We start from the raw sequence: 15,809 nt of genomic DNA, 5'->3' as shown, positions 1-15,809 counted from the left end.
TATTCTTTATTAAGCAGGGTTTCTTGCAAGTTTATAGGAGGAGTGTTCAAGATGAAATTGAACAAGAGAATTATTGGAATTGGTCTTGTTGCTGTAGCAGTAGTTGGTCTTGTGGCCTGTGCTCGTGGTGGACGAGGTGGATCAGCAGCTGATTCGAAAGTTAGAGCTGCAATTATTACAGATAGTGCTGGTGTTGATGATAAATCATTTAACCAATCAGCATGGGAAGGTCTTCAAGCTTGGGGTAAAGCTAACAAACTTGAAAAAGATTCAGGTTACACATATTTCCAATCAAACTCAGAATCTGATTTTGCAACGAACTTGTCATCAGCTGTAGACCAAAATTATAATCTTATCTTTGGTGTTAGTTTTAGACTTCACGATGCTATTTCAGAATCAGCTAAAGATAATGAGAAAATTAATTACGTTATCATCGATGACGTAATTAAAGACCAAAAGAACGTTGAAAGCGTATTGTTTGCTGATAATGAAGGAGCTTACCTTGCAGGTATCGCCGCAGCAATGCAATCACAAAACAAGAAAGTTGGTTTCATCGGTGGTCAAAAATCAGACACAATTACACGTTTCGAAGCTGGTTTCACTGCAGGAGCTAAATCTGTAAAACCTGATATTGATGTTCAAGTTCAATATGCTGAGTCATTCAATGATGCTGCTAAAGGTTCAACTATTGCTTCAACAATGTATGCTTCAGGCGCAGATGTTATCTATCAAGCTGCTGGCGGAACTGGTACAGGTGTCTTCACAGCCGCTAAAGAGGTTAATGAAAAACTTAGCGCTGATAGCAATAAAAAAGTTTGGGTAATCGGTGTTGACCGTGACCAATCAGCAGAAGGAAACTATACGTCTTCAGATAAGAAAAAATCTAACTTCGTTTTAACTTCAACAATTAAACAGGTTGGTACAGTCGTTAAAGACATTGCTAACGATCAAGTCAAAGGCAAAGAATTTGAAGGTGGTAAAACTAAGACTTATGGTATCAAAGATGGTGGTGTTGACATCGTAACATCTAGTCTCCCTTCAGATATTAAGGATGCAGTCGTAAAAGCTAAAGATCAAATCAAGAATGGTGAATTGAAACCAACTGATGGTCTTAGCAAATAATAGGTTAAGTACACATACTTAGACCTTAAACTGGGACAATTTTTGTCTCAGCAAAGGGAAGCAGTTTATGATTTCTTTTGCTGATATAATAATTATTTTTGATAGGAGATTGTATGACGAAGCCAAATGTCATTGAAATGCACGACATTACCAAAAAATTTGGTGAATTTGTTGCAAACGATCACATCAATCTCGATGTGAGACCAGGAGAAATCCATGCCCTCCTCGGTGAAAATGGTGCGGGTAAGTCAACCTTAATGAATATGCTTGCAGGCCTTTTACAGCCTACAAGTGGAACAATTAAGGTAAATGGGCAAGTTGTGTCTATTGATTCACCGTCTAAAGCAACAAAATTGGGTATTGGGATGGTCCACCAGCACTTTATGTTGGTTGAAGCTTTTACAGTTGCTGAAAACATCATTTTAGGTAGTGAAGTGACCAAATCTGGTGGTGTTCTTGATATGAAGAAGGCTGTAAAGGAAATTACAGAATTGTCTCAACGATATGGCCTTGCGGTTGATCCATCAGCTAAGGTTGCTGACATCTCTGTCGGTGCCCAACAACGTGTTGAAATCCTTAAAACCTTGTACCGTGGTGCTGATATTTTGATTTTCGATGAGCCCACAGCCGTTTTGACACCTTCTGAAATTACGGAACTTTTAAACATCATGAGAACTTTGGTTAAGGAAGGTAAGTCTATTATCCTTATCACCCATAAGTTGGATGAAATTCGTGCGGTTTCTGATCGTGTTACGGTTATCAGACGTGGTAAGTCAATTGATACAGTTACTATCGAAGGGTCTACAAATGCCGATTTGGCTGAGATGATGGTTGGTCGTCATGTTTCCTTTAAAACAGAGAAAATTCCTTCAAATCCTAAAGAAGTGGTTCTTTCTATTAAAAATTTGGTGGTTAATGAGAATCGAGGCATTCCAGCTGTTAAAAACTTATCGTTAGATGTGCGTGCTGGTGAGATAATTGGTATCGCTGGTATTGATGGAAATGGACAGACAGAACTTGTCCAAGCAATTACGGGACTTCGTAAAATTAAATCTGGTGACATCACTATTAAGGGTGAGTCTATCATTAATAAGACCATACGTCAGATTACTGAGATGAGTGTCGGTCATATTCCAGAGGATCGCCATCGTGATGGTATGATTCTTGAAATGACCGTTGCTGAAAATATTGCTCTTCAAACCTATTATAAGGAGCCTAATTCTAAGAATGGTATTTTGAATTATAATATCATAAATGCAAAGGCTAGTGAATTGATGAACGAATTTGACGTTCGTGGTGCTGGAGAATTAATCGCCGGTGGTGATTTGTCAGGTGGTAACCAACAAAAAGCAGTTATCGCCCGTGAAATTGACCGTAATCCAGATCTTCTTATTGTAAGTCAACCAACTCGTGGTTTGGATGTTGGTGCCATTGAGTACATCCGTAAACGTATTATCGCTGAACGCGATAAAGGTAAGGCTATCATTGTTGTCAGCTTTGAATTGGATGAAATTCTTGATATGTCAGATCAAATTGCTGTTATCTATGATGGTGCAATTCAAGGTATCCTAGATCCTGTTAAAACCAATAAGCAAGATCTTGGTATCCTTATGGCTGGTGGACAATTGAATAAGGAGGAAGCAAATGTCTAAAAAAACACAAAATTGGGCAGTTCCTTTAATTGCTATCCTCTTGGGAATACTGGTCGGTGCTGTTTTGATGTTAATCTTTGGTTATGATCCATTCTGGGCTTACTACGATCTTTTCTCAACGGCCTTTGGTTCTTTGAAAAATATTGGTGAAATTCTACGTGCGATGAGTCCATTGATTCTGATTGCACTTGGTTTCTCTGTAGCATCTAAGGCAGGACTTTTCAACGTTGGTTTGCCAGGGCAGGCCTTAGCTGGTTGGACCTCTGCGGTGTGGTTTGCGCTAGCCTTTCCTGAATTACCTAAAGTAGTTTCTATTGTTTGTACTGTCATTATTGGTCTAGTTGCCGGTGGTATCACTGGTGCTGTTCCAGGTATTCTTCGTGCCTACCTTGGAACAAGCGAGGTTATCGTTACCATCATGATGAACTATATCATTTTGTATGTTGCTAACAATATTGTCCGTTTTGGTTTCACAGCTGATATGTTACGTTCATCAGAAGCCTCTAACAGGGTTTCAGCTTCCGCAAGTTACCAAACAGATTTTCTGTCTTCGTTAACAGATGGATCACGTTTCAATATTGGTTTCTTTCTTGCTATTGTAGCTGTATTCCTAGTTTGGTTCATGCTCAAGAAAACAACAACAGGGTTTGAAATTACATCTGTTGGTCTTAATCCAAATGCGTCTGAGTACGCCGGAATCTCATCAAAACGAGTGATTATCATGTCTATGATTATTTCAGGTGCACTCTGTGGTCTTGGAGGAACAGTAGAAGGACTTGGGACTTTCCAAAATGCCTTTGTACAAAATTCTTCATTAGCTATCGGTTGGAATGGTATGGCCGTTTCCCTCTTAGCAGCCAATTCACCAATTGGTATTCCATTTGCAGCTCTTCTCTATGGTGTCTTGTCTGTTGGTAAAACTGGTATGATTGGTGTGCCATCAGAAATTATTGATGTTGTATCAGCTTTGATTATCTTTTTCGTAGGTGCCAACTACATTATTAAATATTGGATTCGCCCTCGTCATAAATCAGTGAAAGCTAAAGGAGGACAAAACTAATATGGACTTTATTACAATCTTATCCTTAATTGTTGCCTCTATGCTGAAATATTCAGCACCGCTGATTTTCACGAGTATCGGTGGTACTTTCTCTGAACGAGGGGGTATCGTAAACGTCGGACTTGAAGGAATCATGGTTATTGGGGCCTTCGTAGGTGTTCTCTTTAACTTAAATTTTGCGGATAGTTTTGGCAATGCAACACCTTGGATTGCGGCCTTGGTAGCAGGATTTATTGGGCTTCTTTATTCCTTGCTCCATGCTGCTGCGACAGTTAACTTTCGTGCGGACCATGTTGTCTCAGGTACAGTCTTGGACCTGATTGCACCGCCTTTGGCTGTCTTCTTGACACGTGTTATTTACGGTGCAGGTCAAACACCAGCTATCAGTCATAACTTTAAAACCGTTTCCTTCCCTATCTTGAGTAACATTCCTGTCTTGGGTAAGATTTTCTTTACTAATGTTTCTTTGATTGCTTATGTAGCCATTTTAGTTTCAGTAGTGTCATGGTGGATAATCTTCAAGACACGCTTTGGTTTGCGTCTTCGTTCAGTTGGTGAACACCCACAGGCTGCAGATACACTTGGGATTAACGTTTATCGTATGCGTTACTACGGTGTTATGATTTCTGGTTTCCTTGGTGGTGTCGGTGGTGCGGTTTACGCCCAATCGATTTCAAACAATTTTGCTGTTACCACTATTGCTGGTCCTGGTTTCATTGCTTTGGCCGCTATGATTTTTGGTCGTTGGAATCCAGTTGGAGCTATGCTCTCAAGTTTGTTCTTCGGTTTGTCACAATCATTGGCAATCATCGGAAAACAGTTACCTGTTATTTCACATGTACCAAACGTCTATTTGCAAATTGCACCGTATATTTTGACAATTATTGTTTTAGCTGCATTCTTCGGTAAATCCGTTGCACCTAAAGCAGATGGTGTTAACTATATCAAATCTAAATAGGAACTCAAAAGAGTTTCTGATGAGAAGGCCCTCAGGTCTTCTTTTTTGTACTCAAAAAGCCCAACTTTGCCAAAATGAGAACAGCAGTGATGGGCTTTTCTTTTTATGAAAAATGTGGGTTAAAGATTTTTTCGTGACCGATAGTTGTGTCCCATCCGTGGCCTGGAAAAACACGATAGTGGTTAGGAAGAGTGAAAAGTTGATCTTGAATGCTAGAAAGTAACTGGTCGTGATTACCTGTAGGAAGGTCCCATCGCCCAACTGCTTCTTTAAAAAGGGCATCACCAGAAAAAACAGTTTCTTCTTTTTCAAAGATAAAGGAAACTCCACCGATAGAATGTCCAGGAGTTGGAACAACTTTAAACTGGAAGTTGCTGATGTTATAGTCCTTGATAAAATCAAAGTAGTAGTCAGCAGGATTGACAATAACATCCTCCATATCATCATGACGTGGAAGACCAGACAAATTATGGACGGGATTCATTAACCAGTCTTTCTCGGCTTCTGCGACATAGACAGGCGGGTGGTTATAAGCTTGACGGACAGCTTCAACGCTCATAATGTGGTCATAGTGCGTGTGGGTCAAGAGGATGGCAGCAACAGGTTTAGCAATTGCCTCGAGTTTAGCTAAGATACTTGAAGTGTTGCTTCCTGGATCAATGACTAAGCTGGCTGATTCGTTTTCTAAAATATAGGTGTTTTCCTGGGCAACAGGATTTAAAATTCGTTTTATTTTCATAGCTCTAGTTTAGCACGAATTCAGGCTTTTTCCAATATCAGAATGATGGCTTTGTCTTTTTTTGGTGTCCTGGATATGCTATAATAAGGTCGTTATGAGTGAAAAAAGCACGAATAAATATGCCATTGTTGATTTGGAAGCTACATCGGCTTCATCAACGGCTTGTATAATACAGGTGGGAATTGTTATCATGCAAAATGGTAGGGTAATTGACGAATTTGCGAGTGACGTTAACCCCCACCAAAAACTTGATAATCATATTGTTCACTTAACAGGAATTACTGATCAACAGTTGTCTCAGGCACCGGATTTCTCAGAAATTGCTAGAACCATTTTTGAACTGATTGAGGATTGTATTTTTGTTGCCCATAATGTAAAATTTGATGCAAACTTGCTTGCAGAGGCACTTTTTATGGAGGGCTTCGAACTAAGGACGCCTCGTGTTGATACAGTCGAATTAGCTCAGGTCTTTTATCCGACGCTAGAACAATATAATCTTTCTTATTTATCACGAGTCTTAAATCTTGACTTAGCTCAAGCTCATACGGCGATTGAAGATGCGAGAGCTACAGGGAAGCTTTTGCTTCATTTGATGGATAAGATTGCTAGCTTACCTAGACAGACCATTGATATGCTTTTGACATTTTCTGATAATTTGCTTTTTGAGTCTGAATTGGTTATTCGTGATGCCATAAAAGGTAAAACTAACAGCCTTTCAAAGGAATATATCATGCTTGAGGAATCTGGTATCGTACTTCGTAGACCTTTGACTTACATGTCGGAACGTAAGCTTTCTCAAGATTTTGAAACTAATATTGCTCTCTTAGGTTTAGAATCAAGAGCTAAACAAGAGGAATTTGCGAAGACAGTGAGGAGGGAATTTGACAATATTGATATTTCAATGATCCAAGCTCAAACTGGAATCGGGAAAACCTATGGCTACCTGATCCCTTTGTTAGCACAAGCCGATGTCGATAAAGTAGTAGTAGCTGTTCCAACAAAGCTTCTTCAAAATCAGATTATGAGTCAGGAGGCCAAGGCCTTAGCAGAAGTCTTTAACATTAACTTTCATAGTCTAAAAGGACCACAGAACTACATCAAATTAGATGCCTTTTACCAGACCTTGTTTCGTCAGGATAGTAACCGCTTGATTAATCGTTATAAAATGCAACTTTTAGTTTGGTTGACTGAAACCGAAACTGGTGATCTTGACGAAATTAAACAGAAACAACGCTACATGGCTTATTTTGATGAAATCAAACATGATGGTAAGCTAAAGGCAGATAGTCTTTTTGTAGAGTACGATTTTTGGAAGCAGTCTTGTCAAAAAAGTCAAGAAGCTAGAGTGGTTGTAACCAATCATGCTTATCTATTGACACGTATGGAAGATGACCATGATTTTGTTCGAGGAAAGACTCTTGTGATTGATGAAGGACAAAAGATGGTTCTGGCTTTGGAACAGTTTTCACGTTATCAAGTCAATCTTACTACTCTTTTGCAACATATTCATCGTATTCTTGATAGCGGTAATCAGACTTTGTTACAACAGCGTTTGCTTGAAAATTTGCAGTTTGAAGTGAGACATTTAATTCAAGAGCATCAACAATTCCCTCAGAAGCAGTATAATCGGCAGCAATTAAATCGTTTGCTTCAAACCATTTCTGAACTTGAAGGTGAGAGTGATGTGATGGAGATGGTGTCATCATTGAACACACAGCATTACAGTCAATTTTGGCTTGAAACAGACTATTATCAGGAACATCGCGTTACATATTTAAATGCTTCACGTCAGGAGCTATTGAAATTATCTGATTATCTCCCAAGTGCTCAAAAAGTGATAATCGTTTCAGCAACAATTGATATTGGTCCAGATGTCGATGTAGCTGATTTATTAGGACTAAGTCAGGTACATAAAGTAAGCCTTCCAATGGATGGTTTGCGAAATCAATCTATCTGGATTGACCAAACCATGCCTATGATTGGCGTTTCTTCTGAAGAAGAATATGGCGAAGCGATTGCAAAGCGACTCCAGAAACTATCTGCAATGGGATATCCTATTTTTGTATTATTTACATCTCGAAAGAGTATGATAGCTGTTTCTGATTTGTTAGATCATAGGGAAGTTCATCACTTGACTCAAGAGAAAAATGGGACAGCCTTTAACATCAAAAAACGTTTCGATAGAGGTGAGACTAATCTCTTACTTGGTATGGGATCGTTCTGGGAGGGTGCTGATTTTGCTCAACAAGATAAGGTTATCGAGATTATCACACGTCTTCCTTTTGACAATCCTAAAGATCCTTTCTATCAAAAAATAGAGTCTTTGTTCTCTAAGCAAGGAAAAAGTACTTTTGATAGTTACAGTCTCCCGATGATGGTTTTACGTTTCAAACAGGCTATTGGACGTGCCCAAAGAAGACCAGAACAGCGATCAGCTATTCTTTTAATGGATAATCGTCCCCTAGTTAAGAGCTATGGAAAACTGTTCATAAAGGAAGTATCACAAGAAGTCCCCCTTAGACATGCACCATTTAAGCAGATAAAAGAGGACATTCAAGAATTCTTAGAAAAAGAGTGTTAATTTTTTAGTCAAAGATTTTCTAAGACGACAGAGTTTCTACGCATTTCCTGAGTCATAAAAAGATAGTTATTACTAGTGATATAGCTATATAAAGATTTCTCTTTTTCTGATATAATAAACTCAGAAACTTTTTTAGGAGGCATTATGCGTAAACATCGACAACCGTGGACAAAAAAGCAACAGCTTATTTTTGGAATGATTGTTCTCGTTGTGACTGTAATTCTATCCATTACAGCAATGCTAGTTGTTGCGGTAAAGCCCTATGTCGATGCTGAGAAGCAAGTGATTGCCATAGCTAAGACCAAAGCAGATATTCATACTGTTTCTGAATTTAATATCTACAACGGTAAGGCTACCTATTATGGCCTTCTTGGACAGTCAAGTAAGGGTGAAAAATTAGCTCTTATCGTCAATGAGGATTCAGGTGTGGTCGATATCTATAAGCAATCTGATGGTATAAGTAAGTCAGTGGCTAAAAAAGCAGCTAAAGCCTATGGTGCCAAGGACATAGCCTATGTACACCTAGGAAAATATGGCAAAACTCCTATTTGGGAAGTGAAGTCAGGGACTCGGTATTACCTGGTTGATTTTATCTCAGGTCAGGTTATTAAAGTAGAAGGACTATAATGAAATGACAAAATTATCAAATCGTGTATTACAAATGGAAGAAAGTGTTACTTTAGCTGCCAGTGCGCGTGCTAAAGCTCTTAAAGCTAAGGGACGTGATATCTTGAGTTTAACACTTGGTGAGCCAGATTTTGTTACACCTAAGAATATTCAAGATGCTGCGATTGCATCTATTGAAAATGGGAAAGCAAGTTTTTATACCGTGGCTTCTGGGCTTCCAGAACTCAAAGATGCTGTTAGCACTTATATGGAAAATTTCTATGGCTATACTGTGAAACATAGCGAGATTGTTGTTGGCACAGGTGCTAAGTTTATCTTGTATGCCTTCTTTGCTACGGTTATCAATCCTGGTGATGAAGTCATTATTCCAACACCTTGCTGGGTTTCTTACGTAGACCAAGTTAAAATGGTTGAAGGTGTTCCAGTTACTTTTCAAACGACTGAAGCAAATCACTTTAAAGCTACAGTTGAGCAACTTGAAGCAGCTCGTACTGAAAAAACCAAGGTTGTCTTGCTTAATTCTCCATCAAATCCAACCGGAATGATTTATAGTAAAGAAGAATTGCAATCAATTGGCGACTGGGCAGTTGAGCATGATATTTTGATTTTAGCCGATGACATTTATGGTCGATTGGTCTACAATGGCAATACTTTCACACCAATTTCAAGCTTGTCAGATGCTATTCGTAAGCAAACAATTGTTATTAATGGCGTTTCTAAGACATATGCAATGACAGGATGGCGTGTGGGATTTGCTGTCGGAGAACCAGCAATTATCTCAGGAATGGCGAAGATTATCAGTCAAACGACATCAAATCTTACGTCAGTTTCTCAATACGCTGCTATTGAAGCTTTAACCGGTGATCAGTCTTCTATCGAAGAGATGCGTAAAGCCTTTGAAGAACGTTTGAATACGATTTATCCACTCTTGGCTGAAGTACCTGGATTTGAAGTTATCAAACCTCAAGGTGCCTTTTACCTTTTTCCTAATGTAAAAAAAGCTATGGAAATCAAAGGCTATACAGATGTCAATGATTTTACCAATGCCATCCTTGAAGAGGCAGAGGTGGCTTTAGTGACAGGTGCGGGATTTGGTGCTCCTGAAAATATTCGTCTTAGCTACGCTACAGATTTGGATATTCTGAAAGAGGCTGTTCGTCGTATCAAAGCTTTTATGGAAAAATAAATATAATATAGTTTAAAAGAAAAGAGAAGTAATTACATGTCTAAACAATTAGTTTCAATTATTGATGTACCTAAACACATCGGTGAAGAAATCACTATCGGGGCTTGGGTTGCTAACAAATCAGGAAAAGGTAAAATTGCTTTCTTGCAATTGCGTGATGGAACAGCCTTTTTCCAAGGGGTTGCTTTCAAACCAAACTTTATCGAAAAATTTGGTGAAGAAGAAGGTCTTGAAAAATTTGATACTATCAAACACCTTAGCCAAGAAACATCTATCTACGTAACTGGGATGGTCAAAGAAGATGAACGTTCAAAATTTGGTTATGAATTGGATATTACTGATATCGAAGTTATCGGTGAGTCTCAAGGCTACCCAATTACTCCAAAAGAACATGGTACTGACTTTTTGATGGATAATCGTCACCTCTGGTTGCGTTCACGTAAGCAAATGGCTATCCAACAAATTCGTAATGCCATTATCTATGCAACTTATGATTTCTTTGATAAAAATGGCTTCATCAAATTTGATAGTCCTATCTTGTCTAGTAATGCTGCTGAAGATTCAACAGAATTGTTTGAGACAGACTACTTTGGTACACCTGCTTTCTTGAGCCAATCTGGTCAGCTTTATCTTGAGGCTGGTGCTATGGCTCTTGGTCGTGTCTTCGACTTTGGTCCTGTTTTCCGTGCTGAAAAATCAAAAACACGTCGTCACTTGACTGAGTTTTGGATGATGGATGCTGAGTATTCATTCTTGTCACATGATGAGTCTCTTGACTTGCAAGAAGCATATGTCAAAGCTCTTATCCAAGGTGCTATTGATCGTGCACCACAAGCTCTTGAAATTCTTGAACGTGACGTAGATCTTCTTAAGAAATACATTGCTGAGCCATTCAAACGTGTATCTTATGATGAAGCAATTGATCTTCTTCAAGCCCATGAAAAAGATGAAGATACGGACTACGAGCACCTCGAACATGGGGATGACTTTGGTTCACCACATGAAACTTGGATTTCAAACTATTTTGGTGTTCCAACATTCGTCGTTAATTACCCAGCAAGCTTTAAGGCCTTCTACATGAAACCTGTTCCTGGTAATCCAGAGCGCGTTCTTTGTGCAGACCTTTTGGCTCCAGAAGGTTATGGTGAAATCATTGGTGGTTCAATGCGTGAAGATGATTACGATGCCCTTGTAGCAAAAATGGAAGAACTCGGAATGGATCGTTCAGAATACGAATTCTACCTTGACCTTCGTAAATATGGTTCGGTACCACACGGTGGTTTTGGTATCGGTATTGAACGTATGGTTACTTTCGTAGCTGGCACAAAACACATCCGTGAAGCTATTCCATTCCCACGTATGTTGCACCGTATCAAACCATAAGTAAAGTTCTTTAGGAGTGCAAAAGTATGAAAAGATGGTTACTTGGTCTTTTGGTCTTACTTTGTTTGGTTTTAATGGCTGCTTGTAGCAAGTTTGCTCCCTCCACTAGAGGGTGATGGCAGGCACAAGATGCCTTAAAGAAGGATTATATGATTGTCTTCAAGAAAGATAAGGTCAAGATTGGTGAGCAAGGATTATAACTGCATAGTAGATGGTCCTAAGTCTAAAGATAACTATACCTATTATTCTCTTAAAGTAAAAGATCAGGGAAAAGAAACATCTTATACAGTCTTCTTTCCGACGAAATCTAAAGAGATTGCTCTCTTTCTAGAACCAAGTGATGCTAAAGAACCTCTTAAAGGACAAATGCTCTTCGCATTCAATAAAAAGAAAAAACCAGACTACTATGACTATGTCAAAAAGTATATGAAATAATAAGAGAAGTATTAGTCTGGAGATAATTCTGGCTCTTTGTCAACTGTAGTGGGTGACGAAAAGCTAACATCTAGAGAGGACCGGATAGGTTTTCTCTTTTTGTATGTTCAGAGTGATGAAGACACGTTTCTTAAAGTTGATGAAGTTTCTAAAACCAAAGCCCAACCGTTTGATGTCTTTGATCAACTTATTAGTAGCTTCCAGTTTTGCGTTTGAATAGTCTGTTTCTAGTGCATTTTGGATGTATTGCTTGTGTCTAAGAAAAGTCTCCTAAAGACAGTTTGAAAGTAATGATTGACGACGTTTAAGTTTTCTTGAATGAGCTCAAAAAACTCATCTACTCTTTTTTTCTGATAGTGAAAAAGTAAAAGCTGATAAAGTTTGTAGGCATTAGCGATCTCTTCTGAAAAGACCAATGTCTTCTCAATGATTTCATGTGGTACCAAAGTTTGTCTGAAGGTCTTTGAATGGAAGGAGTTGAGAGATAGCTTACGACTGTCCTTTTGAAAAAGTCGCCAGTGATTTTTTAAATCTCAATAAGGTAGTGAATTCTTATTAAACTGGTTCATAATGGCAATTCTTGTCTTTAAAAAGGCTCGATCAAGCTGCTGGATGATGTGGAAACAATCAATAATAATTTGGGCATTTAGAAAAAGTCTTCGAACTAGTGGCATATAAGATCCTGACATGTCCATCGTGATAAACCTTACCTTTTGGCGTACTTTCAATGGATACTTCAAAAAGTAGTTTCGTATACAGGATAATCCAGTTTTGCTTGAACCTCGATATGAGTATCCGTTTTCAAAAACAAGAGAAATAATGATGTTAGGGTTTTTAATTCCGATTAATTCTGTGGTATTCTTAATAAGTCTCATAAGTTCTTCCTAATGATGGTTTTGTCGCTCTTCATTATAGTTCTTATGGGACTTTTTGTGTATACTTAAAAAGCTCTATAATCTCTACAGTGGTTTTACCCACTACAGAAATTATAGAGCCGTAATTCTTTTCTTTTTGAAAATATATGTTTCAATTTTCTGAATATTTTGCTATAATAATAACATACTAGTCAAAGGAGAACTATCATGGCAAAAACTATTCATACTGATAAAGCACCGGCAGCGATTGGACCTTATGTTCAAGGTAAAATCGTAGGAAATCTTTTATTTGCTTCTGGTCAAGTACCATTGTCACCAGAAACAGGTGAAATCATTGGTGAAACCATTCAAGAACAGACAGAACAAGTCCTTAAAAATGTTGGTGCTATTTTGGCGGAAGCTGGAACAGACTTTGACCATGTTGTCAAAACAACTTGTTTCCTTAGCGATATCAATGATTTTGTTCCTTTTAATGAGGTTTATGCGACTGCATTTAAAGCTGACTTCCCTGCACGTTCTGCGGTAGAAGTAGCACGCCTGCCGAAAGATGTTAAAATTGAAGTCGAAGTTATTGCTGAGATTGACTAAGGAAGAGAGCCTAGGTTCTTTTCTTTTTTTCTTAACTATGATACACTGTTAAAGATAAATAATTTACGATGTTTGGGAGACACCATCGCTAAAAAAAACCATTACTGGCGTTTTTTGGGCTCTTCCAAGGGGCCTTTTTATGTGTCCCAGACATCACGAATAAAGAGGAATATTATGAAACGTCAATCAGCTTTGATCGTCTTTAGTGGCGGTCAAGATTCTACTACTTGCCTATTTTGGGCTCTAAAACATTATGAAATAGTTGAATTAGTTACTTTTGCTTACGGGCAACGTCATAGCTTGGAAATTGAAGTAGCTAAAGAGATTGCGCAAGAGCAAGGGCTTAAACACCATTTTTTGGATATGTCTTTGCTTGGTCAAATTACTGAAAATGCCTTAACATCTGATATTGAGATTGAGGCAGAAGAAGGTGAAGTTCCTAATACTTTTGTAGATGGGCGTAATCATCTCTTCCTTTCTTTTGCAGCTGTTCTAGCCAAGCAACGTGGTATCACTGACATTGTTACGGGTGTTTGTGAGACAGACTTTTCTGGTTATCCAGACTGTCGTGATGTTTTTGTCAAATCACTTAATGTCACACTCAACCTTGCTATGGCCTATGACTTTGTTATTCAGACTCCTCTTATGTGGTTAGATAAGGCTGAGACTTGGGCTTTGGCTGACCAACTTGGAGCTTTTGACTACGTTCGTGAAAAAACGCTGACTTGCTATAACGGTATTATAGGGACAGGATGTGGTGATTGCCCTGCCTGCCACTTGCGTCAAAAAGGTCTTGAAAAATATCTTGCAGAAAAAGGAGATGCTTAATGTTTTTTGCACCGAAAGAAATCAAGACTGAAACGGGTGAGTCACTAGTGTATAATCTTCACCGTACAATGGTGTCTAAAGAGTTTACTTTTGATGCTGCCCACCATCTCTTTAATTATGAGGGAAAGTGTAAGTCCCTTCATGGCCATACTTATCACCTTCAGATTGCAGTAAGTGGTTACTTGGATGAGCGTGGTATGACTTATGATTTTGGTGACCTTAAGAATATTTACAAAAATCATTTGGAACCTTATCTGGATCACCGTTATCTCAATGAGTCTTTGCCTTATATGAACACGACTGCAGAAAATATGGTTTTCTGGATATTCCAGACGACTAGTGAATATCTTTCGGAGGAGCGTGAACTTCGTTTGGAGTATGTACGGCTATATGAGACACCGACAGCTTTTGCGGAGTTTAGACGGGAGTGGTTAGATGACTAGAGAACGAGTACTAAAATTACCAGTCCTTGAAATTTTTGGGCCGACCTTTCAAGGTGAAGGTAGAGCTATTGGGCAAAAGACCATGTTTGTAAGAACTGCAGGATGTGATTATCACTGTGATTGGTGTGATTCTGCTTTCACTTGGGATGGTTCAGAAAAACCAACACGAATGACAGCTGATGAAGTTATTGAAGCTCTAGATGCTCTTGGAACTTATGACTATGTAACCTTATCTGGAGGGAATCCAGCTCTTTTAGCGGCTAATATGGCTGAGCTTGTTTCAAAACTCAAGGCAAGAGACGTGACCTTGGCTGTTGAAACACAAGGGTCTCGTTGGCAGGAGTGGCTAAGGGAGATTGATCAAGTAACCTTAAGTCCTAAACCACCATCATCTAAGATGGAAGTCAATATGGAGACACTTGATTTTATTGTTTCCCAGCTGGATCCTGATAAGCTTACTTTTAAGGTCCCTGTCTTTGATGATGCTGATTTGGCCTTTGCTAAGATGATTCAAGAGCGGTATCAACCAGATGTTATGTTTCTCTCAGCGGGTAATCCTGAACCAAAAGCAGAGGGTAACATTGTCCAACATCAATTAGATCGCCTCAAAGAGCTCTGGGAGACAATAGCCGCAGATGACTCGTGGGGAAATGTTCGTGTTCTCCCTCAGCTTCATACACTACTCTATGATAATGAACGTGGTGTCTAATCTTCAATAATTTAGATTAGAATTGAAAATATTATTGTTTTTTAAGTAAAATATATAGAATATTAAAGTGTAAATTGACCATATTATGGTCCAACAAATTAATAATAAAGGAAGAAAAAATGTCACAACAAGAAGAAATGAAAAATCTCACTCTCCTTGGGAGTAAGGAGACACCTTACATTTTTGAATACTCTCCACAAGTTTTGGAATCTTTTGATAATCGTCATGCTGATAATGATTATTTTATCAAATTTAACTGTCCAGAATTTACGTCACTTTGTCCTATTACTGGGCAACCAGATTTCGCTAGCATCTATATCTCTTATATTCCAGACCAGCTTTGTGTGGAGTCTAAATCTCTAAAGCTTTATCTCTTTAGCTATCGTAACCATGGTGATTTTCACGAAAACTGTATTAATACCATTGGTAAAGATTTAGTGGAGCTTTTGAACCCTCGTTACCTTGAGGTTTGGGGTAAATTTACTCCTCGTGGTGGTATTTCAATTGACCCCTATTACAACTATGGTCGTCCAAAAACAAAATATGAAAATATGGCCGAGCAACGTCTTTTTAATCATGATCTATATCCTGAAAACATTGATAATCGTTAATCTAATGATGAA

At 38.5% G+C, this 15,809-nt stretch carries 14 protein-coding genes and 2 pseudogenes; 14 read left to right on the top strand and 2 right to left on the bottom strand.

The window, feature by feature from the left end; all coding sequences use genetic code 11:
* Positions 1-57 precede the first annotated feature (57 nt).
* The 4 genes from NST05_RS07015 (at position 58) to NST05_RS07000 (ending at position 4,792) form a co-directional block, all read left to right on the top strand.
* A complete protein-coding gene (locus NST05_RS07015) occupies positions 58-1,122 on the top strand; it encodes a BMP family lipoprotein (RefSeq protein WP_024704314.1) in 1,065 nt (354 codons plus the stop codon).
* 113 nt (positions 1,123-1,235) lie between these two features.
* Positions 1,236-2,774 (top strand): ABC transporter ATP-binding protein, encoded by a 1,539-nt coding sequence (locus NST05_RS07010; protein ID WP_084828743.1) that lies wholly within the window; start codon positions 1,236-1,238, stop codon positions 2,772-2,774.
* Positions 2,767-3,834: an ABC transporter permease gene (locus NST05_RS07005; protein ID WP_084828744.1), complete on the top strand. Its 1,068-nt coding sequence runs from the start codon at positions 2,767-2,769 to the stop codon at positions 3,832-3,834. Before NST05_RS07010 ends, NST05_RS07005 begins: the two co-directional genes overlap by 8 nt.
* A gap of 1 nt (position 3,835) precedes the next feature.
* Complete coding sequence (locus NST05_RS07000; RefSeq protein WP_011681056.1) at positions 3,836-4,792, top strand: ABC transporter permease; 957 nt, start codon at positions 3,836-3,838, stop codon at positions 4,790-4,792.
* 103 nt (positions 4,793-4,895) lie between these two features.
* Here the strand turns inward: NST05_RS07000 and NST05_RS06995 are convergent, their stop codons facing one another.
* A complete protein-coding gene (locus NST05_RS06995; protein WP_011681057.1) occupies positions 4,896-5,531 on the bottom strand; it encodes an MBL fold metallo-hydrolase in 636 nt (211 codons plus the stop codon).
* A gap of 94 nt (positions 5,532-5,625) precedes the next feature.
* Here NST05_RS06995 and NST05_RS06990 point away from each other — a divergent pair, with 94 nt between their 5' ends.
* The 5 genes and pseudogenes from NST05_RS06990 (at position 5,626) to NST05_RS06970 (ending at position 11,743) form a co-directional block, all read left to right on the top strand.
* Positions 5,626-8,112, top strand: coding sequence for a bifunctional DnaQ family exonuclease/ATP-dependent helicase (locus NST05_RS06990; protein WP_084828745.1), 2,487 nt, complete (start codon positions 5,626-5,628; stop codon positions 8,110-8,112).
* Between the two features lie 144 nt (positions 8,113-8,256).
* The gene (locus NST05_RS06985; RefSeq protein WP_011681058.1) at positions 8,257-8,739 is read left to right on the top strand and encodes a cell wall elongation regulator TseB-like domain-containing protein; all 483 of its coding nucleotides are present in this window, start codon (positions 8,257-8,259) and stop codon (positions 8,737-8,739) included.
* 4 nt (positions 8,740-8,743) lie between these two features.
* The gene (locus tag NST05_RS06980) at positions 8,744-9,925 is read left to right on the top strand and encodes a pyridoxal phosphate-dependent aminotransferase (RefSeq protein ID WP_084828746.1); all 1,182 of its coding nucleotides are present in this window, start codon (positions 8,744-8,746) and stop codon (positions 9,923-9,925) included.
* Positions 9,926-9,961: 36 nt separating this feature from the next.
* Positions 9,962-11,308 carry an asparagine--tRNA ligase gene (gene asnS, locus NST05_RS06975; RefSeq protein ID WP_011681059.1) on the top strand — a complete coding sequence of 449 codons (1,347 nt, stop codon included), beginning with the start codon at positions 9,962-9,964 and terminating at the stop codon, positions 11,306-11,308.
* A gap of 26 nt (positions 11,309-11,334) precedes the next feature.
* A pseudogene (locus NST05_RS06970) lies at positions 11,335-11,743 on the top strand (hypothetical protein).
* 70 nt (positions 11,744-11,813) lie between these two features.
* Here the strand turns inward: NST05_RS06970 and NST05_RS06965 are convergent.
* Positions 11,814-12,498 (bottom strand): annotated as a pseudogene (locus NST05_RS06965) (transposase); the annotation flags it as partial.
* A gap of 327 nt (positions 12,499-12,825) precedes the next feature.
* Between NST05_RS06965 and NST05_RS06960 the strand changes: the two are divergent.
* From NST05_RS06960 to queF, 5 genes are all read left to right on the top strand, one after another.
* Positions 12,826-13,206 (top strand): RidA family protein, encoded by a 381-nt coding sequence (locus NST05_RS06960; RefSeq protein WP_002950526.1) that lies wholly within the window; start codon positions 12,826-12,828, stop codon positions 13,204-13,206.
* Between the two features lie 174 nt (positions 13,207-13,380).
* Positions 13,381-14,034, top strand: a complete 654-nt coding sequence (gene queC / locus NST05_RS06955) for a 7-cyano-7-deazaguanine synthase QueC (protein WP_084828747.1) — start codon at positions 13,381-13,383, stop codon at positions 14,032-14,034.
* Positions 14,034-14,477, top strand: a complete 444-nt coding sequence (gene queD / locus NST05_RS06950; protein ID WP_014608213.1) for a 6-carboxytetrahydropterin synthase QueD — start codon at positions 14,034-14,036, stop codon at positions 14,475-14,477. The genes queC and queD overlap by 1 nt, the downstream gene beginning before the upstream one ends.
* Positions 14,470-15,186, top strand: a complete 717-nt coding sequence (gene queE, locus NST05_RS06945) for a 7-carboxy-7-deazaguanine synthase QueE (protein ID WP_023909581.1) — start codon at positions 14,470-14,472, stop codon at positions 15,184-15,186. Before queD ends, queE begins: the two co-directional genes overlap by 8 nt.
* Positions 15,187-15,305: 119 nt before the next feature.
* Complete coding sequence (queF, locus tag NST05_RS06940) at positions 15,306-15,797, top strand: preQ(1) synthase (protein ID WP_002946191.1); 492 nt, start codon at positions 15,306-15,308, stop codon at positions 15,795-15,797.
* Positions 15,798-15,809 lie beyond the last annotated feature (12 nt).

The organism is Streptococcus sp. FSL E2-3494 (assembly GCF_038007085.1).
Classification (GTDB): domain Bacteria; phylum Bacillota; class Bacilli; order Lactobacillales; family Streptococcaceae; genus Streptococcus; species Streptococcus thermophilus.
Note: the sequence above shows the minus strand (reverse complement) of the source record. Positions and strands in the feature narration are given on the sequence as shown.